The sequence below is a fragment of the Vibrio sp. V23_P3S9T160 genome, assembly GCF_963886625.1.
Taxonomy (GTDB): domain Bacteria; phylum Pseudomonadota; class Gammaproteobacteria; order Enterobacterales; family Vibrionaceae; genus Vibrio; species Vibrio anguillarum.
This window is the reverse complement of the sequence record NZ_CAWPDB010000114.1, coordinates 32,381-50,737: the sequence shown is the minus strand read 5'-3', so window position 1 is coordinate 50,737 and position 18,357 is coordinate 32,381. Positions and strand designations below refer to the sequence as shown.

The following is an 18,357-nucleotide window of genomic DNA, read 5'->3' as shown; positions in this document are numbered from 1 at the left end:
CCCAGTTGCTGCGGTAGAGGATTAAACGATAAATTTATTCAATATAGCATCTTGCTCTCTGATATTTTCGGTTTGAGCTTGCATGGCGATATTGGCATTGTCAGCGGCGTCTGCAACTTGAACGGAAAGATCTTTGATCTTAACCGTGTTGTTGTTGATCTCTTCTGCTACCAAGCTTTGTTCTTCGGCTGCCGAAGCTATTTGGATATTCATATCACTAATTTGCTGAATAGCATCGCGGATTTTCAGCAGAGCATTATTCGCTTCTTCGGCACGATTGACCGCCTCAGCTGCCGTTGTTTTACTCTGATTCATCGCATTGGCAACAGAAGTAGCGCTCGACTGCAACTTCTCAATCATATTACGGATCTCCGTCGTGGATTGCTGCGTTCTTTGCGCCAGCGTACGCACTTCGTCTGCAACGACCGCAAAGCCTCGGCCTGACTCTCCAGCCCGAGCCGCCTCTATTGCTGCATTTAGTGCCAGCAAGTTGGTTTGGTCAGCAATGTCGTTGATCACTTTCAAAATAGTTTCGATGTTTGCCGTTGCATTTTCTAGTGCGCTTACTTCGGTTACCGCAGCATCAATTCGAGTCGAAAGGTTATCGATCGCTTGAGTGGTTTGAGTCACTACATTGGTTCCAAATTCAGTCGCGTCATCAGCATCTTTTGCCGCCGATGCCGCGCCTTGCGCGTTGTTGGCGACATCGCCAGAAGTGGTGGCCATCTCATGCATGGCCGTAGCTAATTGCTCAAGTTCATGCAGTTGATCACGCATCGCTTCGGCCGATTCTTGCAACCCCATCGAGGTCATTTCCGAACCGCGTAAAATTTCTGAACCGATGGCTTTAGACTGGGTAATTTGTTGTTGTAAGGCTTCAGTAAAGGTATTGAAACCGACCGCTAATACCGAGAATTCTTTATCCGTGTCGGTGGCTAAGCGTTGGGTTAAGTCACCACTACCAGAGGCAACGTTCTGTATTGCATCGTTGAGCGCACCTAGCGGCTTCATCAATAAGCGGATAAGCACAAGCAGTATCGCAATACTAAACACTAAAGCGATCAGCGTATAGATTATCGAACTGTTGCGCAGTGTCGCTAAAGACGCATAGGCGATCTCTTCATCCAAAACGACACCGACGTACCAGTCCTCTCCAGGGACTTTTGAAAAATCGAGTGTGTAGTGTTTATTGTCGATCAGCACTTGTTTAGGTTCTTCGGCGATAACGGCATTACCTAAGTATTCTTTCATTGGCTTGCCGTTCATCTCTGCTCGGGGGTGGGCTATAGTTGTGCCGTCGGATGAAACCATAAACACATAGCCTGCATCAAATAATTTTACGGTGTTGACCAATTCTGCTAACCCAGCAAGGCTAACATCGTAGAAGATGGCGCCGATAAACTTGCCGTTATCTTTAACGGGCGTGGCAATAGACACCAATATTTCATTGGTCGCAGAATCTGCATAGGGGGCCGTAATGATCAGTTTGTCGGCATTTTTTGCATCAATATACCAAGGACGAACTCGGGGGTTCCAAGTGGCCCCCGGGTTCCAAGCCGGATCATTACTGATGTACGAACCATCACTCTCAAAACCGACCCCAGCCAGTAAAAAAGTTTGTTTGACAATCGGCCTTGTGATGACCTTAGACATGCTTTCTCGGTTAATGTCGACTTCCAACATGCTGGTGGCGTAAGCGGCAATGGCCTTGCGGCTATTAATCTCTGCACCAGCTGTATTGCTAACCCCATCCACTATTTCAGTTACACTCGCTTCAACTTGTGACTTCACTTCTTTTTGGACGGTGAAGTATTGTTGCATCGTCAGCAGAGTAACAGTGACCAACAGCAATAAAGATGATGCTGTTACGATCTTATGGCTGAATTTCATGGCAATCCCTTCCATCAATAAATATTAATATTATTAATAAATGTATAGTTAGGGATTGATCATTCAGCCAGTAAACAATCCATTTTTAAGCGAAAAATTACAAATTTCGCCCGAGAACTAAAAGCGCAAGTTGTTGGCACTCTTGTTCATTTCCTTGGAAAAGCTCATCGACGATTTGGTTCAGCTTGATGCCAGACAGTTTGCGCTTTTGTGCCTCACGAACACGTAGTGCTATTTGACATTCAATTGGTAGCTCACTTACTTGATGTGGTTGCCACGCTGATAGCTTTTCGCTGAAGTTGTTTAACGATAATTTGGGTTTAAAATGCGTGGCTTCACTTTTTAGTACATGAAGAAGGTGCGAATAGATTTCATCGTTAGGTTGACATTGACTCAGGTGATCACAAGCGGCTTGGCTCAGTTCAGATAAGGTAACGTAACCCGCTTGATGGGAAAAATCGGCGGTTAAACGTACTGAAAAATCGACACGCTGCCACTGCGTATTAGGAAAAATAGTCAGCGAGCATAAACAGTCAAAAGGGATCCAAAAACTCTGCTTTGCTTCAACTGAATATTCATGTTTGCCAAGTTTACACAGTACTAATCCGCTCATTACTCGAATCAAACTGTGTTTGATGGCTTTCTTGCGAGGGGTGACAACTAAGTTAGCAGACAGTAAGGCTTCAAATTGAATCGCGTAGTTCATGGTACTTCTCACTGATTTTGGGGCGCTAAGAGTACCTTGTCTCACAGAAAATGCCAAATATGCGAACTAAAATCACCTTATTCTGGTCTGACCTTAGTGAATCTGTTACGACTGTAGCTGCGAGCTACGTCAACTATGCGTAGAATGAGCCAGCTTTTTATTTGATGTATGAATATATGACCACCACAACTGATCCTTATGTAGATATCCGTCCTTACAACGACGATGAGATTCCCGCGGCTATTGACCGTTTAATCAATGATGAAGAATTTATCTCAGCTATTTTGCAACATCGTTTTGACAAACGCTCTGCTTGGCTAAAATCGATACTGAGCCCTTTTGTAAAAGCATACTTAAAGTTTAAATGGGCCAAACTCACGTCCGTGGAAGCAATCCAACTTGAAGTGAAGAAATACCTCACAAAAACACTAGAATCAACGACACAAGGTGTCACCTTCAGTGGTCTCGATAAATTGGATAAACAGACGGCTTATTTATTTATTTCGAACCACCGTGATATCGCGATGGACCCAGCATTGGTCAATTATGGTCTGTATATGTCTGGGCATAAAACTGTGCGTATTGCGATTGGTGATAACTTATTGAAAAAGCCTTGTGCTACAGAGCTGATGCGTCTTAATAAGAGCTTTATTGTGAAACGCTCTGCTAAAGGCCCGCGCGAGATGATGAAAGCGCTCAGTACCTTATCTGCCTACATTAAACACTCACTTGAAACTGGAAATTCTATCTGGATAGCGCAAAAAGAGGGACGAGCAAAAGATGGTAACGATTTTACCGATCCGGCCATTTTGAAAATGTTCCATGTGGAAGGGCGCAAGCAGAAAATAGAGTTTGCTCAGTATATTCAATCGCTCAAAATTGTCCCGGTCGCGATTTCATATGAAAATGATCCGTGCGATATGGCCAAAGCGTGTGAGTTGTATGAAAAAGCGACGCATGGGCGTTATGAAAAAGGGGAATTTGAAGATATTGAAAGCATTGTCCAAGGTATTGTCGGTGAGAAAGGCCGAGTACATGTTGGCTTTGGTGAAGTGATTACTCAAGCATTTGAAACGCCAGAAGCATTGGCGCAAGAGATTGATCGCCAAATTCACGCAAACTACAAATTATTCCCGATCAATAAGTTAGCGGCTGGGATAGAAAGTAGTGATATCACGCCAGATATCCGCGCTCACTTAGAAAGCAAGCTGACTCAGATCCCTGAAGGGGCACAGCGCTATTTACTCGATAGCTACGCCAACCCAGTAAAGAATCAGCAATAATCATTAAACGATGAAGAGAGGGGCCCACGGCTTCTTCTCTTCTCTTCTCTTTTTCTAGCCTATCTTGCGACCGCGCCGCCAAGGGTCAGTTTGCTTGGCCATTTACTGATGACATTACCTCCCAAATAAATATTACCATTGACGGTCATCGTGTCAGGAAATTCGGTGATTTTGGAACCGCCAATAAACAAACTCCCTTCCACAACCAAACCTTCGGGCAATTGGGTTAATGGCGTTCGAATTACGCTCAAATCCCCCTTGACTAAGAGATTCGCAGGCAGCGTTTCAAGCGGTGTATCCGTGAAATTCAGGTAACCACCGACCTTGATTCTCATTGGCCACGATTTGATTTTACTACCCAGTAAGTTCGCATAACCACGAATAGTGGTGCCTTTGGGAATATTCTCTAGCAAGCTATTAGATGCTTCTAAACTACCCTGCACATTTAAGCCCTTAGGCAGGGATTTTATCGATGTCTTAGCAATATTTAGGTTGCCTTTGAGCGTGAGATTTTCGGGTAGTGTTGTGTAGGGCTTATTACGCAAATAGAGATTGCCATAATTATCAAGGTGGTTAAGGATTTGATATTGATCGAGCGGCTGTGACCATGCACAAGAGGCATAGAGAAGGTTGCATAATGTTAGTAAAAGCGAAAACTTATTCATAAAGCCTGCAGATGAAGACACGATACCTAAAGTATCGGCAGATTACGGTTAAGCTTCAATAATGCATTGCCTAGGATGAGAAAGCAAAGTGCTTGGGCGATAAAAAAGCGAGCCATGATTAGGCCCGCTAAGAGCAATTAGATTAACGAGCCAAAGAGCGCGACTTCAGTTCAAAAATAAGTTTTTCGGCACTGACTTCAAATTTGAAACGTGCATGCAATTCAGTAGAGTTATCATCTAACGGTGAAACTTCAAACTCAACATTATCTGAAACCTGTTTGGCAAGAGCGAGGTACTTCTCAAATTCAGCTTCTAGCTGAGCTTTGTTGGGTGCCATGACCATCACTTCCGCAACTTCATCACCTTCTTTGATAATAAAGCCAATTTCGCCAGCGCAGCCACATGCTTCGCAGACTTGGATATCAACGTCTTTTTCGATACTCATTGTGAATCCTCTTAGTAAATGTATGGACATTCTAACGGGCAAATCGTTTATCAGCCACAAAAAGCCAATCAGGTTTGGGGTAAATCGCGTCTTATTTTGGTTGTTCGAAAGTTTTTAGCCATCGTTATGAATTAATGAGTGTGATACTGCTCAAATAATCACTAGTTTTTGTGTCATAAATTTGTCAGAACAGTCTTCAGTTCGTTGCGAATTTTTGACGATTGTACGATTATTCGGTTGAAACAATTATTAATATTATAAATTGCGCTTCATCCATTAGTGGTGATGACTAATAAACTGGAAATTTAAGTTTCATTAGTGATAGCTAAAGGAGTGACAGTAACAAGCCAGTAGATAACGCTTTTAACAAGATAATTCTGGTTTGAATTTACTGTTTTAAGGGATGGTTTTTTAGACAGAAAATGCCATGCCACGAGGGGTGATTCGCGAAACGGCACTATCATCGCAATTGAGTTAGATGGATTAATAAAAAAGAGAAGAGTCTGGACCATGCCAAAGCGTAGTAAAGAAGATACTGAAATCACCATTCAGAGAATAATGGATGCTGTTGTCGATCAGCTATTGAGACTGGGTTACGACAAAATGTCGTATACCACGTTGAGTCAGCAAACAGGGGTTTCACGAACGGGGATTAGCCACCATTTTCCAAAGAAAACCGATTTTACGGCCGCTTTAGATGGGCGGATTTTTAAGCTGTTTGTTGAGCATTTAGATTTTGAAAATGACCTTTCAAGCTTTTCAAATAGCTGGATAAATGCGCTGGAAAATGCACAATTTTTGGCTATTTTGCGTTTATTATTTCATCATGTTGTGACGACTGAAAATGCGGATGAATTTGCAGCAAACGGTGTCGATCGGTTATACAAAACGGTGGCTGTACAGTTTGGCAAAGAGAGCGCAAGGGAGCTTGAGTGGCTGATTGGTAAATCACTGATCAAAATGAGTCAATAATTTGGCACTTTGTGCAAGCTTGTATTGTCGACTTTAACACTAAAGCCAACTGAGAGGTTGGCTTTAGTGCTTTTTATAGAGAGATTGTGTCGATCAGTCGTACAACGTTGGGATCGGTTGACGTTTATGCTGAGTTGCTGTGTAAATCGCAACAAGACGGTCAATCACGTGCTGGGAAACAGGCTTCCCTTCTAAAAAATCATCGATTTGGTCATAACTTAAGTTTAACGCATCTTCATCTGCTTTTTGTGGTGCGAGCTCTTCTAAATCCGCAGTGGGTGTTTTTTGAACCAATTGTTGTGGTGCACCTAATTGAGCCGCTACCGCGCGCACTTGACGTTTACTCAAGCCAAACAGTGGTGCTAAATCACACGCGCCATCACCAAATTTAGTATAAAAACCGGTGATGTTTTCTGCGGAATGATCCGTGCCGAGCACTAACGCACCAACAAAACCTGCAATTTCGTACTGCGCAACCATGCGAGCGCGCGCCTTTACATTCCCTTTCACGAAATCAATTTTGGCACTGTCAGTTGGAGTTAAGCTTGTGCCTTGTAGCGCATCAAGAGAGGCTGAGTGCAGGCCATCTACACCCGCTTTAATGTTGACCGAAATTGAGTGTGTAGGTTGAATGAAGGAGAGAGCAAGCTGCGCTTCATCCTCATCTTTTTGTTCGCCATAGGGTAAACGAACGGCGATAAACTGATAGTCGTTAACAGCGTATTCTTGGTTGAGTTGTGTCACGGCGAGCTGGGCTAGACGGCCGCACGTTGTTGAGTCGACGCCACCACTGATGCCAAGCACTAAAGACTTACAACCAGATTCTACCAATTTGCGTTTAATAAACTCAACGCGCCGTTCAATTTCATAAACAGGGTCAATGGATGAGAGAACACGCATCTCATCACGGATCATTTGTTCCATTAGGGTTCCTTTTCCTGCAAGCAATATAAATCTTTGGTGTATCATACCGAAATCATCAGATTAGAAAACCGAGAAAATGGTTTTCAGACTTGAATAGGATTGCTATGACCAAAATTGCCGTCTTTGGGAGTGCTTTTAACCCTCCGAGCTTAGGACATAAAAGTGTGATTGAATCGCTAAGCCATTTCGATTTAATTCTGTTGGTACCGAGCATTTCACACGCTTGGGGTAAGCAGATGCTCAGTTATGAGATCCGTTGTGAACTTATTGATGCTTTTATTCGTGATTTGCAGTCAGATAAGATACAACGCTCAATAGTTGAAGAGGAACTGCAACAGCCCGGGCAGAGCGTCACAACTCACGCTGTTTTGTCATTACTGCAAAAACAATCACCTGATGCTGACATTACTTTTGTAATGGGCCCGGATAATCTGTTCAATTTTGCGAAATTCTATAAAGCTCAAGATATCTTACAACGCTGGTCAGTCATGGCCTGTCCTGAAAAAGTCGCGATTCGTAGTACTGATATTCGTCAGCGGTTAGCTGAAAATTTAGATATTGCCGATTTAACGACTATCTCTGTTAGGAAAATCTTGCAGCAAAGAAAACTTTACTAGACAATCCACGCCCTTTTCGTGGTCGGAGCTGTTTGCATTCATGAAGTTAAATGTGGCTGTTTGTGCGTTAATCATGTTTTCGTCGCTGACGGAAGCTTGCGATCTCTATTCCGGTTCATTATTAACGCCAGAGTTAGAATTAACACTAGGTGCAGATAGTAGCCCAACAATGTTACCAGCATCGGGCGTCTGCTTTTCTATATTAGATAGTATGGGTTACGCATCGAAACAACTGCTGGCTTTAGGTTTATTTGAAGAATCTCCAGCCGACTCATCTTACTGGGCCGATTGGTTTTTAAAAGCCGATTCGGATCCCCTGTTTACTCAGAAATTGGCCACAAGCTACATTGGCTTTGGAGTCTGGATACCCTCTGAATTGCTTGACGAGCAAAGTGATATGTCAACCGAAGAGTGGTTAATGAGTCACGGCTTACAGCTGAGTATCGGTTTTGGCGAGAAAAAAGCGGGTGAGCCGCGCATGCGTTTTGACTATCGTTGGCATGAAGATTTCGACAGCGTTGTCATGATGCAAATTGAAGTTCCCTTCTAACGTTTTCCCTCAGTAAACACACTCCCTCAGAAAACAAAAAAGCCAACCGCAATATTCGCGATTGGCCTATGTAAATTGTGAACAAAGAGTATTCACTAACAACGTCAGTTGGCTAGGTGACCCTCGGCTTAAGAAGGGTCGATATAGTTATTGCAGCATACGTGCCAAGTTTTATATCGCTTAGTTGCTATTGTTTCCTTGTTTTTTTCAAACTTCCCCAAGAAAATTTTTGCAGGCTGCAAATGCAAACTGCAAAAACGACTCAGATTGCTAATGTCGCTAGGTTCAATCACATTCGCTCTGCTATCTCGCTTTTATTTGATTACACATCTAACTAATTGGTGGTTTTTTGGTTAAATGTTCGATCTTATTTATTCATTTTAAATCAGTAATTTATACCTATTATTGTTATTTTTTTGAATTTTTGGGTTGAATTTTTCATTTGTACTGTTAGTTTATATAGATGTTTTTAATTAGAGCTCTAACTATTCATGTGGCAGACAATGATTACAGCAGCACCTTGGGTTGCATACCCGGAAATTATGCAAACAAAGACAGAACAATGGACGTTTCGTACCCCTAATCAAGCCGACGGGCAGCGTGTACATGATTTGATTGGGCTATGCCCTCCCTTAGATGAAAACTCCTCATACTGTAATTTCCTACAAGCGATTCACTTTCAAGAGACTTGCATCTTAGCGGAAAGAAATGGCGAAACCGTGGGGTTTATTTCGGCCTATTTAAAGCCTGACAATTCTGATGAATTGTTTATTTGGCAAGTGGCCGTGCATCCAAATGCTCGTGGGCTAGGGCTTGCCTCACATTTGTTACATGAATTGCTCGCTCGTGACGTTATGGCTGATGTTCGTGTATTGGAAACGACTATCACGAAAAACAATCAAGGTTCATGGAGCCTCTTTAAGAAGTTTGATCGAGCACATGGCGAGCAAGGAGAGGTATCGACCTTTCTCGATCAAACTCGTCACTTTGAAGGAGAGCATGATACCGAGTATTTGTACCGCATTCCGCTCAAACCTCGTTCTAACTTAACAGGATAACTATCATCGTTATGGACATTTTTAAAAAGAAAGAATCAAACGTGCAATCTTATGCCAATCACTTTCCCGTGGTTTTCTCTACGGCAAAAGGGAGCTGGCTATTTACCGATTCTGGTGATCGCTACTTAGATTTTTTGGCTGGAGCTGGTTCGTTAAATTATGGTCACAATAACGCCCTCTTTAAGCAGGCGCTATTGGAGTACATTGATAAAGACGGCATTACTCACGGCTTGGATATGCACTCCTCTGCCAAGGCTGAGTTCCTCGCGGTATTTGAAAGTCTCATTCTTGAACCAAGAAACCTCGACTACAAAGTGCAGTTTACTGGTCCAACTGGGACTAATGCTGTGGAGGCGGCAATGAAGCTGGCCAGAAAAGCCACGGGTAGAAGTAATATTGTGGCTTTCACTAACGGCTTTCATGGTTGCTCTTATGGCGCACTTGCCGCAACAGGAAATCAACATCATCGAGGCGGCGCTGGGCTTAGCTTAGGTGGCGTGACGCGGCTCCCTTATGATGGCTATGCCAATATTGATGGCCTGTCGCTATTTGAAAATATGCTGAATGACAACTCATCGGGTTTAGACAAACCGGCTGCGGTATTATTGGAGGTTGTCCAAGGCGAGGGCGGCTTGAATTGCGCGTCCAACGAGTGGTTGCAACGCTTAAGTCGTCTCTGTAAGAAAAACGACATTTTGCTTATCGTTGACGATATTCAAGCTGGTTGTGGACGTACGGGAACCTTTTTCAGTTTTGAGCCATCAGCAATAAAACCGGACATAGTGACGCTATCGAAATCGCTCAGTGGTTATGGGTTACCTATGGCGATTGTGCTGCTGAAACCTGAGTTAGATGTGTGGAAACCGGGAGAGCACAACGGAACCTTTCGCGGTAATAATCACGCCTTTGTAACCGCTACAAAAGCGCTGGAAACCTATTGGTCAAATGATGATTTTACCACTCATATCGCACATCGAGCCAAGCAAGTGACGCATGTCATTCAAACCACACTGCGTCGTTTCCCCACACTGTTTAACCGCCACAAAGGGCGTGGACTAATGCAAGGCATTGAATGCAGCAGTGGTGAGATCGCCCATAAAATTGCTCGTCGTTGTTTTCAACTAGGGATGGTGATTGAAACCGCAGGCCCAAATGACGAAGTAATTAAGTTTTTCTGCCCACTTACTATCACAGAAACCGAACTTGACCAAGGTTTAGATATTTTTGCACAAGCGGTAGAAGAGCTAGCCTCTCAGTTAATTAAAAAAGCATCTTAGGAATAAAAAATGATTGTTAGAACATTAGAAGAGTGTCGCCAAAGTGAGCGCCGGGTTGTTGCTCAAACTTGGGAAAGCGTTCGTATGCTGCTGAAAGATGACAATATGGGGTTTTCATTTCATATCACGACTATCTTTAAAGGCGGCGAGACTCATATTCACTATCAAAACCATTTGGAATCCGTGTACTGCATGTCAGGTGAAGGGGAAATCGAAGTGATAGGAGGGGAAACTTACCCGATAAAACCTGGCACTTTGTACATCCTTGATCAACATGATGAGCACTATTTAAGAGCTTATTCTGGTGCAGATATGGTTATGGCATGTGTTTTCAACCCGCCACTAACAGGAACTGAAACGCATGATGAAAAAGGTGTTTACCCAATCATTGAGTAATCACTCGCGACGATTCACTGCATTCAATTTAAAAGAAAAGGAGATCCCATGTCTTACACCGTAGAAAAAATCGGTGGAACATCAATGAGCGCTTTTGATGCTGTGCTCGACAATATTTTACTAAGGCCTCATCACCCTTATGATCGAGTGTTTGTGGTATCAGCGTATGCAACCATTACCGATGCTCTACTGGAATGCAAACGCACTGGCAAGCCCGGTATTTACCAGATGATCGCGAAACATGATACGCAATGGCAAGAAGCCATGTACCAACTTGAACAGCGCATGTTACTGATTAATGAGCATTTGTTCGCCGATCCTATGAGTCGTATTCGCGCGGATAAATTTATTCGTTCGCGGATCTCAGAAGCAGTCAACTGCATTAATAATATTCTAGAAACGTGTCAATACGGGCAGTTTTCATTGCGTCAGTATTTGCCTCAGGTGCGAGAATTTTTATCTTCAATAGGCGAGGCTCATAGTGCCTATAACACCAGTTTGAAGCTAAAAACTCTTGGGATTAATGCATGCTTCATTGATCTCTCCGGGTGGAATAATGGGCAAGCAGGAAGCTTAGATGAGGTGATTTTGGCTGCCTTCGAAGACATTGATGTAGCAACGCAATTGCCAATCGTGACTGGCTACGCTTACTGTAATGAAGGATTAATGAAAACCTATGATCGTGGCTATAGTGAAATGACCTTTAGCCGCATTGCCGCATTAACCAACGCAACGCAAGCGATCATCCATAAAGAGTATCACTTAAGCTCCGCAGACCCGAGAATTGTAGGCGCAGATAAGGTTAGCCCGATGGGATTGACGAACTTTGACGTAGCAGACCAACTGGCTAATTTAGGTATGGAAGCGATTCATCCGAATGCGGCGGCTGGGCTGCGTCAGCAGGGGATTGAGCTCAGAATCAAAAATACGTTCGAACCAGAGCATAAAGGTACTCTCATTTCCAATGTTCATAAGCCTCAGAACAATAAGGTAGAGATTATTGCGGGCAAGGACAAAGTGTTCGCCTTGCATATTTTTGACCAAAGCATGGTCGGGAAAATTGATAATGCCAGTTATGAATTGATGGAAGTGATCGCCGAAGCTAAGGTACATCTCGTTGGTAAAGAGATGAATGCAAACTCGATGACGTATTACCTCAGTGGCAGCAGCGATAACTTAAACCACGTGTTGTACAAAATAGAGAAGCGCTACCCGAATGCATCCGTATCAGGAAAAATGGTCGCCCTCATTTCCGCAATCGGTGCATCAATGAACACCAACAACGCATTAACGCAAGGCATGCAAGCATTAGTGAACGCAAAAATTAGCCCTATTGCCGCTCACTCGTCGATGCGTAATGTCAATGTACAATTCGTCGTAGAAGACAACGATTACAATCGCGCGATTTGTGTTTTACATGATGTGTTGATTGCGAAACCGCTATCTACCAAAAAAGCGGCTTAGCGGTTCAGATTGAAGCATCGTTCCCTCCAATCGCCCCCCAATCACATAGTAATCTACGTGATTGGGGATTTATTTTCTGAGCGGCTATTTTTTTAAGTGGTTTAGCTCGCTTAGGTTTCAAGCGGTTTGGAAAGCTACAACATCACTAAACTTGCTGTGCCCAAGAAGGCAAAGAAGCCGACAACATCCGTTACTGTGGTTAAGATGACAGAGCCCGCTAATGCTGGGTCAAGCTTAAACTTATCAAGCGTGATCGGGATGAGTACCCCAAACAGCGCGGCGGTAATGATATTTACAACAATGGCCAGTGAAATGGTGGCGCCAATCATCGCTGACTGGAACCAGAGCCCTGCCAAAGCACCAATGATCAACGCCCATAACAAACCGTTAATGGAACCAATACCAATTTCATTTTTGAGCAACGCAAAACGGTTACCCGGTGTAATTTGGTTCAATGCCATGGCACGTACCATCAAGGTTAAGGTTTGACTTCCCGCAATACCGCCCATCGAGGCAACAATTGGCATCAACACCGCTAACGCGACAACTTGCGAGATGACCGTTTCAAACATACCTATAGTGACCGAAGCGAGGATGGCGGTCAGCAGGTTGATCCCGAGCCAAAGGCCTCGTTTTTTGGAGCTTTTAATGATGGGTGCAAATAAGTCATCTCCTTCATCCATACCCGTACCTGCCATTAAGCGCGATTCGTAAATCTCTCGTTGTGTACTCAGGGCAAATTGCCAGTCAATTTCACCCACTAAGATTTCATGGTTATCAATGATGGCGACAGTCGGCAATTGGGAATGTTCTAACGCTTCTACTGCTTCAGAAAGTGACTGGTGAGCATTCAGCGTAAAGAGATCATCTTGCTTGATGTTTTTCAGTAAAGTTTTGCTTTCAGCAAGCAAAATTTCTGTATAACTCACGATACCTTGGAATTTTTTTGCTTTGTTGATCAAATAGATATGTTGTGGAGAGTCATAATGATATTTCTCCAATAGTATCTTGGCTTTGTCGACACTGATGCTGAAAGGCAAGGTATACACTTTACGGTTTGCCCAGTGGCCAACTTCAGTATCTTCATAGGCATTGGCTTGATCATACAATTCAAGCTCGTCGCGACTAATTAAGCGCAGCGCTTCACTGATGATTTCATCAGGCAGAGAATCGGCCCATTCGAGCAGAGACAAGTTATCGAGTTTGGCGAGAGTCAGTTTTAGTTCTATTTCTGACAGTGCGTTGATGATAGAAAAACGTACTTCAGCACGCATCTCTGTCAGTACATCAATGTGTAGCTCTAAGGGTAGGCTACGCCACAGACGTACCCGCTGCTCGACAGGAAAAGCTTCTAAGATGATTGCGATCGAGCTTTCATCAAGCCCGCTTTCCACGTACTCGCCGAGTAAGTCGATTTGTTGCTGCTCATCGGCTTTTGAAATCGTTTCAATATGCAGTGAAAGGTCTTGATATTCGTTCAACGTTTTACTCCGATAGGAAGTTGTTTCTTCTCGATTTTTTTCACGGCTTTTTCTGGAGTTTTGTTTAATACAATCACAGGACGAACAATAAAGAGGTTGTTTGGATAAAGCACTGTATTGCCATCAACATTCTCTAGTACGACATTGAGTAGGTTCATGTCGACGATTTTACCTTCAACAAAATTTGCGCCATCCACCACTCGTACCCATAAACCGATGCGACAGTGGTTTTGTACAAATAAAACCAGAAATGAGGTGACGTTGCTCAGCAAAGACCAACCTGCAAACAAACCGACGCCAAGCAACGCAAAAAGTGATGAGCCAACAACCAATAACCCACGCAGTTCCACGCCCCACATCATTAGCAGAGTCAACACTAACACCAAGAAGAGTAAGGTCTTCACCAGCCAACGTGCTCGTTTAAGCCGATGAATATCGACTTTGCCTATGACCATATTCTCAAACCATCGCACGGTGTAGCTGGCTGTTTTAGGATAAATAAGCAACGCCATGATCGTGATGATCCATTGATAATTTTTTTGAAATAAGTCTAAGTATTCCATGACTAATCAGAAAAAGGAGATTTGGTTCAAAATAACCGAAATTCAGTCAATTACAACCTCTAATCTGGCTGAGGTTGATAATTGGAATTGGGTTGAGAAAAAAGTAACCAATTTGCTTTAGTCGGTCGAATAAAAACTAGAGAGGATCATCTGGTTCTAGACTAGACAATAGCGTCGATGCTTCTATTTCTGGTGTTTTCATCATCATCGATAACCGCTGTAAAGTGGAGAGAATGAGAGTTTGTTCCCATGCGTTTAACGCCTGAAATTGTTCAATAAAGCTATCTTTTAGCAGTGTGGGTGCTTTGAGTAATAATTCATCTCCTGTTGGGGTCAACAATGCATGAACTTTACGTTTATCTTGTTGATCTCGCTCTCGAATGATCAGTGCGCGTTTTTCTAAGCGATCCAAAATGCTGGTCGCTGTAGCTTGGCTCATATTAGTATGATCGGAGAGTTGCTTTATGGTCATATCGGCCGAGTTTTGGATCGCACGCATTAACAATAGTTGGGGGCTAGTGAGGCCAAAATCTTTGTTTATTTTTTTGGAATGGAGATCTGTCGCACGAATAATTTGGCGTATAGCGACCAGTACTTCTTCATGAATATCCAATACTTTCCTCCTTGAAAATAAGCAGAGCCACCCTTTTGATATGGGTGGCTCCATACTCTTACTTCGCTGCTTCTTTGGCGGTTTTTATCCACGAATCGAATTCAGATTGGTGAGCTTTTATCCAACCATTGGCATGAGCTTCAATATCTTTGGCAGAGTTTTTACCTTTACTCATGATCATGTTTTGTGCACTGATATCATTAATATTCAACTTCATGATTTCAAAAAGTTTTGCTGCGGCTGGGTTTTCTAGAGCGAATTTTTTATTGGCGACAATCAGCATGCTGTTCATCTCAAAGCCGAAGTTCTTTCCGTTGGGTAGGGTTGTATCGATATTTTTGCGCTCACCAGGTAGGGCAGAGAAAGGGACTTCAAGCCAAGTGACATCTTTACCAGGGACTAAAACCCCACTTACCCAATAAGGTGTCCAAGTGTAATAAAGGATAGGGTCGCCTTTTTTGTAGCGTGAAATCGTATCGGCAATGATAGCGGCATAGTTACCTTGGTTGTGAGTCACGGTCGGTCGTAAACCGTAGGCGGTTAAGTGCTCCTCAATCACCATCTCACAACCCCAGCCGGGTGTGCAGCCAGTTAAGTCTGCTTTACCATCGCCATTTGCATCAAACAGCTTGGCGATTTTAGGGTCTTTTAGCTGAGCAATATTAGTAATACCGTACTTATCTGCCGTTTTTTTATCAATCAAGTAGCCTTGCGCTGCTCCTGATATATATTGGCCTTTTCGATAGAACTTGGCGTCGCCGCCCGCCATCGAGTATTTGTCGGCGTGTAAAGGAAACCACCCAACGGCGAGATAGGTTGCATCGCCTTCGGCAATCGAAGTATAAGCCACGTTGTAGTCGACTTCTTTGGTCGGTTTGACATCGTACCCCAGCGCTTCCATCGCTTTGTTCACGATGAGAGTTTGAAATGTTTCTTCAGCCACTGTCGATTGTACGGGTTGTACACTAATACCTTTGCCAGGAAGTTTATCAGCCCAAGCGCTGATTGGTAATGCCGCCGATGCGATTAAACTGGTTGAGATTAACGTCTTCCATGCGTAATTCATTTCTGTTCTCCTAGATTGTTGGCACTCTGATGAGTCAGTTTTTGCTTCAGTAAATAAAAGGGTGAGATAGGGCCGGTTTGATACCAGCGTACTTTTTGATCGCGATTTTCTGTACCGATATGCTGAGTTAGGCGATCAAGTAAGATGGCGAGAATGACAATGCCAAGTCCCCCCACGGCAGCGAGTCCCATATCAAGTCGGCCAATACCACGCAAAACCATTTGCCCCAAGCCACCGACAGCAATCATGGAGGCAATTACAACCATCGACAGCGATAGCATCAGTGTTTGGTTGACACCGGCCATAATGGTCGGCATGGCTAGTGGTAACTGAATACGGTAGAGCATCTGTTTTGGACTTGCGCCGAATGCATGGCCTGCTTCGATAAGCTCTTCGGGAACTTGTTGAATACCTAAGATGGTTAAACGAACAATCGGTGGTAGGGCGAAAATAATGGTTACCACCACGCCAGGTACGTTGCCAATTCCGAACAACATTACGATCGGGACTAAATACACAAATGCGGGCGTGGTTTGCATCGCATCCAAAACGGGGCGGATGAATTTTGCAGCCGTTTGATTTCTGGCCAGCCAAATCCCAAGTGGCAAGCCAATCAATAGGCAAAAGAATACCGAGGTCATGACCAAGGCGAGGGTGACCATTGCTTGTGACCACGCTCCGATTAATCCAATCGTAATCAGTGAGGCTAATGAAGCGATACCCATTTTAGGTCCAGCAAGTTGCCATGTGATCAAAAATAAAATCAACAACATCACAGGCGCTGGCGTTGAAACTAACGTGGTTTCAAATGAACTTAAAATAAAATCAACAGGTACTCTGACAGCTTGAAATAATGGCCTTCCGTGTTCCACTAACCAACCCAGCCCGGTTTCAACCCAGTGATCAAAGGGGATAATTGCATCTTGAAATGGGTGCAGCCAATCGAAAGGCGCGGGAGCGTCGGTTGCGCCATTTAACCAATCACCTGCTGTAGTTGGAGACGCAGTAGTCGCTGACCAAGGATCGCTGCTGACAGGCGTTTGCGCGGTAGACGCCCATGGGTCAAGCGCCTCTGTAGATTGAATGTTGGTTTCCGTTGTCATAATTATTCCCTATCCAAAGTCTGCAATAAGCGTGATTTGGTGATCACGCCGTAATAATTTCCCTGCTGATCGACAACAGGCACGGCGTAGGGGACTTCAGCAACTTGGCTGATTAATTCACTAACAGACAGCTCCGGATCAACCGTCACAATGTCAGGCAGTAGTGCCGCGCTAAGTGATGTTTGTTGCTTGAGAGCTTGTTTCAGAGAGTCGAGCGACACAATGCCAGAGTATTTATTCGTACGGTCAACTACAATTCCGTAGTCTCGGTCATGATCCATCAGTAACTGCATTGCTGCAGCCGGGCCATCATTGTCGTGTTTTTTAAAAACGGCCGCGGGTTTTTTACGGGCAATGTCTTTAGCTGAAAAAACACTGGCAACATTAACGCCACGAAAGAATGAACTGACGTAATCGTTAGCAGGATGATGCAATATTTCATCGGGCGTGCCCGTTTGTACGACGATGCCATCTTGCATGATGGCGATACGGTCACCAATTCTCATTGCTTCATCAAGGTCATGAGAAATAAAAACGATGGTTCGCTTATCATCATTTTGCAGGCGGATTAGTTCATCTTGCATTTCGGTGCGGATTAACGGGTCGAGTGCGGAAAATGCTTCGTCCATTAACAAAATGTCAGGGTCGTTGGCGAGTGCACGAGCCAAACCAACGCGTTGTTTCATCCCACCCGATAACTCATCAGGGAATGACTCACAGTAGGCGTCTAAGCCAACCCGAGCGAGCGCTTCTTTTGCACTTTTATTACGTTCATGAGCCACTACTCCTGATAGTTCCAATCCAAAGGCAGCGTTTTCAAGAACGGTCATATGTGGCATGAGTGCGAAGTTCTGAAATACCATTGAGATATTTTTACGTCTTACATCGCGCAGCTCTTGCTCTGAAATATGAGCAATATCCTTACCCTTCAGTAAAACACTTCCTTGGGTTGGCTCAATCAGGCGGTTCAACAATCGAACTAAAGTGGACTTGCCCGAACCGGACAAACCCATAATGACAAAAATCTCCCCTTCATTGATTGAAAGAGACACATCCTTGACCCCAACAGTGAGTCCGGTTTGCTCGAAAATTTGGTCTTTATCCAACCCTTTTTCTAACAGCGGGAAAGCCTGTTGTGGAGTCTCTCCAAATACCTTGTAGAGGTTCTTAACTTCTAACACGGGTGACATGATTTACATCCTTTGTTCTTCATGGCTATTTAATGTTTAGCCGTAAATATGTATAGTACACTAAACATTAATTTGACGGTTTTCAAGTTTTAAC

General features: G+C 43.8%; 19 protein-coding genes. 8 read left to right on the top strand and 11 right to left on the bottom strand.

The features are described from left to right. Window positions 1-21 precede the first annotated feature (21 nt). On the bottom strand, window positions 22-1,890 hold the full coding sequence (locus AACU59_RS07665; protein ID WP_094144753.1) for a methyl-accepting chemotaxis protein: 1,869 nt from the start codon (window positions 1,888-1,890) through the stop codon (window positions 22-24). Between the two features lie 97 nt (window positions 1,891-1,987). Next, a complete protein-coding gene (locus AACU59_RS07660; RefSeq protein ID WP_064626300.1) occupies window positions 1,988-2,596 on the bottom strand; it encodes a hypothetical protein in 609 nt (202 codons plus the stop codon). 176 nt (window positions 2,597-2,772) lie between these two features. Here AACU59_RS07660 and AACU59_RS07655 point away from each other — a divergent pair, with 176 nt between their 5' ends. Continuing rightward, window positions 2,773-3,879 (top strand): 1-acyl-sn-glycerol-3-phosphate acyltransferase, encoded by a 1,107-nt coding sequence (locus AACU59_RS07655; RefSeq protein WP_026028217.1) that lies wholly within the window; start codon window positions 2,773-2,775, stop codon window positions 3,877-3,879. A 59-nt stretch (window positions 3,880-3,938) separates the two neighbouring features. Here AACU59_RS07655 and AACU59_RS07650 read toward each other — a convergent pair whose 3' ends face one another. Together AACU59_RS07650 and AACU59_RS07645 are read right to left on the bottom strand one after the other, a co-directional pair. Then, complete coding sequence (locus AACU59_RS07650; RefSeq protein WP_013867989.1) at window positions 3,939-4,565, bottom strand: hypothetical protein; 627 nt, start codon at window positions 4,563-4,565, stop codon at window positions 3,939-3,941. Window positions 4,566-4,686: 121 nt separating this feature from the next. Beyond that, window positions 4,687-4,989: a YfcZ/YiiS family protein gene (locus tag AACU59_RS07645; RefSeq protein WP_010318562.1), complete on the bottom strand. Its 303-nt coding sequence runs from the start codon at window positions 4,987-4,989 to the stop codon at window positions 4,687-4,689. A gap of 510 nt (window positions 4,990-5,499) precedes the next feature. On the opposite strand from AACU59_RS07645, the gene AACU59_RS07640 reads away from it, so the two are divergent. Continuing rightward, window positions 5,500-5,961 (top strand): TetR/AcrR family transcriptional regulator, encoded by a 462-nt coding sequence (locus AACU59_RS07640; RefSeq protein ID WP_013867986.1) that lies wholly within the window; start codon window positions 5,500-5,502, stop codon window positions 5,959-5,961. 93 nt (window positions 5,962-6,054) lie between these two features. Here AACU59_RS07640 and nadE read toward each other — a convergent pair whose 3' ends face one another. Next, a complete protein-coding gene (gene nadE, locus AACU59_RS07635) occupies window positions 6,055-6,885 on the bottom strand; it encodes an ammonia-dependent NAD(+) synthetase (RefSeq protein ID WP_064626299.1) in 831 nt (276 codons plus the stop codon). A gap of 104 nt (window positions 6,886-6,989) precedes the next feature. Between nadE and AACU59_RS07630 the strand changes: the two genes are divergently transcribed. The 6 genes from AACU59_RS07630 to AACU59_RS07605 all read left to right on the top strand — a co-directional run bounded on the left by AACU59_RS07630 (window position 6,990) and on the right by AACU59_RS07605 (window position 12,247). Further along, window positions 6,990-7,502, top strand: a complete 513-nt coding sequence (locus AACU59_RS07630) for a nicotinate-nicotinamide nucleotide adenylyltransferase (protein ID WP_010318565.1) — start codon at window positions 6,990-6,992, stop codon at window positions 7,500-7,502. 40 nt (window positions 7,503-7,542) lie between these two features. Beyond that, on the top strand, window positions 7,543-8,052 hold the full coding sequence (locus AACU59_RS07625; protein ID WP_017046067.1) for a hypothetical protein: 510 nt from the start codon (window positions 7,543-7,545) through the stop codon (window positions 8,050-8,052). Window positions 8,053-8,543: 491 nt separating this feature from the next. Beyond that, window positions 8,544-9,110, top strand: a complete 567-nt coding sequence (gene ectA, locus AACU59_RS07620) for a diaminobutyrate acetyltransferase (protein WP_017046068.1) — start codon at window positions 8,544-8,546, stop codon at window positions 9,108-9,110. Between the two features lie 11 nt (window positions 9,111-9,121). Further along, window positions 9,122-10,387: a diaminobutyrate--2-oxoglutarate transaminase gene (gene ectB / locus AACU59_RS07615; protein ID WP_047689962.1), complete on the top strand. Its 1,266-nt coding sequence runs from the start codon at window positions 9,122-9,124 to the stop codon at window positions 10,385-10,387. A gap of 9 nt (window positions 10,388-10,396) precedes the next feature. Next, window positions 10,397-10,783: an ectoine synthase gene (locus AACU59_RS07610; RefSeq protein ID WP_017048323.1), complete on the top strand. Its 387-nt coding sequence runs from the start codon at window positions 10,397-10,399 to the stop codon at window positions 10,781-10,783. Between the two features lie 48 nt (window positions 10,784-10,831). Further along, window positions 10,832-12,247, top strand: coding sequence for an aspartate kinase (locus tag AACU59_RS07605; RefSeq protein ID WP_013867979.1), 1,416 nt, complete (start codon window positions 10,832-10,834; stop codon window positions 12,245-12,247). Window positions 12,248-12,381: 134 nt separating this feature from the next. On the opposite strand, the gene AACU59_RS07600 is transcribed toward AACU59_RS07605, so the two are convergent. The 6 genes from AACU59_RS07600 to proV all read right to left on the bottom strand — a co-directional run bounded on the left by AACU59_RS07600 (window position 12,382) and on the right by proV (window position 18,263). Further along, on the bottom strand, window positions 12,382-13,728 hold the full coding sequence (locus AACU59_RS07600; RefSeq protein ID WP_017046070.1) for a magnesium transporter: 1,347 nt from the start codon (window positions 13,726-13,728) through the stop codon (window positions 12,382-12,384). Next, complete coding sequence (locus AACU59_RS07595; protein ID WP_013867977.1) at window positions 13,725-14,291, bottom strand: mechanosensitive ion channel domain-containing protein; 567 nt, start codon at window positions 14,289-14,291, stop codon at window positions 13,725-13,727. The genes AACU59_RS07600 and AACU59_RS07595 overlap by 4 nt, the downstream gene beginning before the upstream one ends. Before the next feature lie 136 nt (window positions 14,292-14,427). After that, window positions 14,428-14,958 carry a MarR family winged helix-turn-helix transcriptional regulator gene (locus AACU59_RS07590; RefSeq protein WP_013867975.1) on the bottom strand — a complete coding sequence of 177 codons (531 nt, stop codon included), beginning with the start codon at window positions 14,956-14,958 and terminating at the stop codon, window positions 14,428-14,430. 4 nt (window positions 14,959-14,962) lie between these two features. Further along, complete coding sequence (gene proX / locus AACU59_RS07585; protein ID WP_017043349.1) at window positions 14,963-15,970, bottom strand: glycine betaine/L-proline ABC transporter substrate-binding protein ProX; 1,008 nt, start codon at window positions 15,968-15,970, stop codon at window positions 14,963-14,965. Further along, entirely contained in the window at window positions 15,967-17,073 is a 1,107-nt protein-coding gene (gene proW, locus AACU59_RS07580) for a glycine betaine/L-proline ABC transporter permease ProW (protein ID WP_017043350.1), read from the bottom strand. Before proW ends, proX begins: the two co-directional genes overlap by 4 nt. Before the next feature lie 2 nt (window positions 17,074-17,075). Beyond that, the gene (gene proV, locus AACU59_RS07575; RefSeq protein WP_013867972.1) at window positions 17,076-18,263 is read right to left on the bottom strand and encodes a glycine betaine/L-proline ABC transporter ATP-binding protein ProV; all 1,188 of its coding nucleotides are present in this window, start codon (window positions 18,261-18,263) and stop codon (window positions 17,076-17,078) included. Between the last annotated feature and the right edge of the window lie 94 nt (window positions 18,264-18,357).

What these genes read in the sequence shown, in the direction of transcription:
- AACU59_RS07665 (WP_094144753.1), bottom strand. Translation starts at nt 1,890, where the DNA reads ATGAAATTCAGCCATAAGATCGTAACAGCATCATCTTTATTGCTGTTG.
- AACU59_RS07660 (WP_064626300.1), bottom strand. Translation starts at nt 2,596, where the DNA reads ATGAACTACGCGATTCAATTTGAAGCCTTACTGTCTGCTAACTTAGTT.
- AACU59_RS07655 (WP_026028217.1), top strand. Translation starts at nt 2,773, where the DNA reads ATGACCACCACAACTGATCCTTATGTAGATATCCGTCCTTACAACGAC.
- AACU59_RS07645 (WP_010318562.1), bottom strand. Translation starts at nt 4,989, where the DNA reads ATGAGTATCGAAAAAGACGTTGATATCCAAGTCTGCGAAGCATGTGGC.
- AACU59_RS07640 (WP_013867986.1), top strand. Translation starts at nt 5,500, where the DNA reads ATGCCAAAGCGTAGTAAAGAAGATACTGAAATCACCATTCAGAGAATA.
- nadE (WP_064626299.1), bottom strand. Translation starts at nt 6,885, where the DNA reads ATGGAACAAATGATCCGTGATGAGATGCGTGTTCTCTCATCCATTGAC.
- AACU59_RS07630 (WP_010318565.1), top strand. Translation starts at nt 6,990, where the DNA reads ATGACCAAAATTGCCGTCTTTGGGAGTGCTTTTAACCCTCCGAGCTTA.
- AACU59_RS07625 (WP_017046067.1), top strand. Translation starts at nt 7,543, where the DNA reads ATGAAGTTAAATGTGGCTGTTTGTGCGTTAATCATGTTTTCGTCGCTG.
- ectA (WP_017046068.1), top strand. Translation starts at nt 8,544, where the DNA reads ATGTGGCAGACAATGATTACAGCAGCACCTTGGGTTGCATACCCGGAA.
- ectB (WP_047689962.1), top strand. Translation starts at nt 9,122, where the DNA reads ATGGACATTTTTAAAAAGAAAGAATCAAACGTGCAATCTTATGCCAAT.
- AACU59_RS07610 (WP_017048323.1), top strand. Translation starts at nt 10,397, where the DNA reads ATGATTGTTAGAACATTAGAAGAGTGTCGCCAAAGTGAGCGCCGGGTT.
- AACU59_RS07605 (WP_013867979.1), top strand. Translation starts at nt 10,832, where the DNA reads ATGTCTTACACCGTAGAAAAAATCGGTGGAACATCAATGAGCGCTTTT.
- AACU59_RS07595 (WP_013867977.1), bottom strand. Translation starts at nt 14,291, where the DNA reads ATGGAATACTTAGACTTATTTCAAAAAAATTATCAATGGATCATCACG.
- AACU59_RS07590 (WP_013867975.1), bottom strand. Translation starts at nt 14,958, where the DNA reads ATGGAGCCACCCATATCAAAAGGGTGGCTCTGCTTATTTTCAAGGAGG.
- proX (WP_017043349.1), bottom strand. Translation starts at nt 15,970, where the DNA reads ATGAATTACGCATGGAAGACGTTAATCTCAACCAGTTTAATCGCATCG.
- proW (WP_017043350.1), bottom strand. Translation starts at nt 17,073, where the DNA reads ATGACAACGGAAACCAACATTCAATCTACAGAGGCGCTTGACCCATGG.
- proV (WP_013867972.1), bottom strand. Translation starts at nt 18,263, where the DNA reads ATGTCACCCGTGTTAGAAGTTAAGAACCTCTACAAGGTATTTGGAGAG.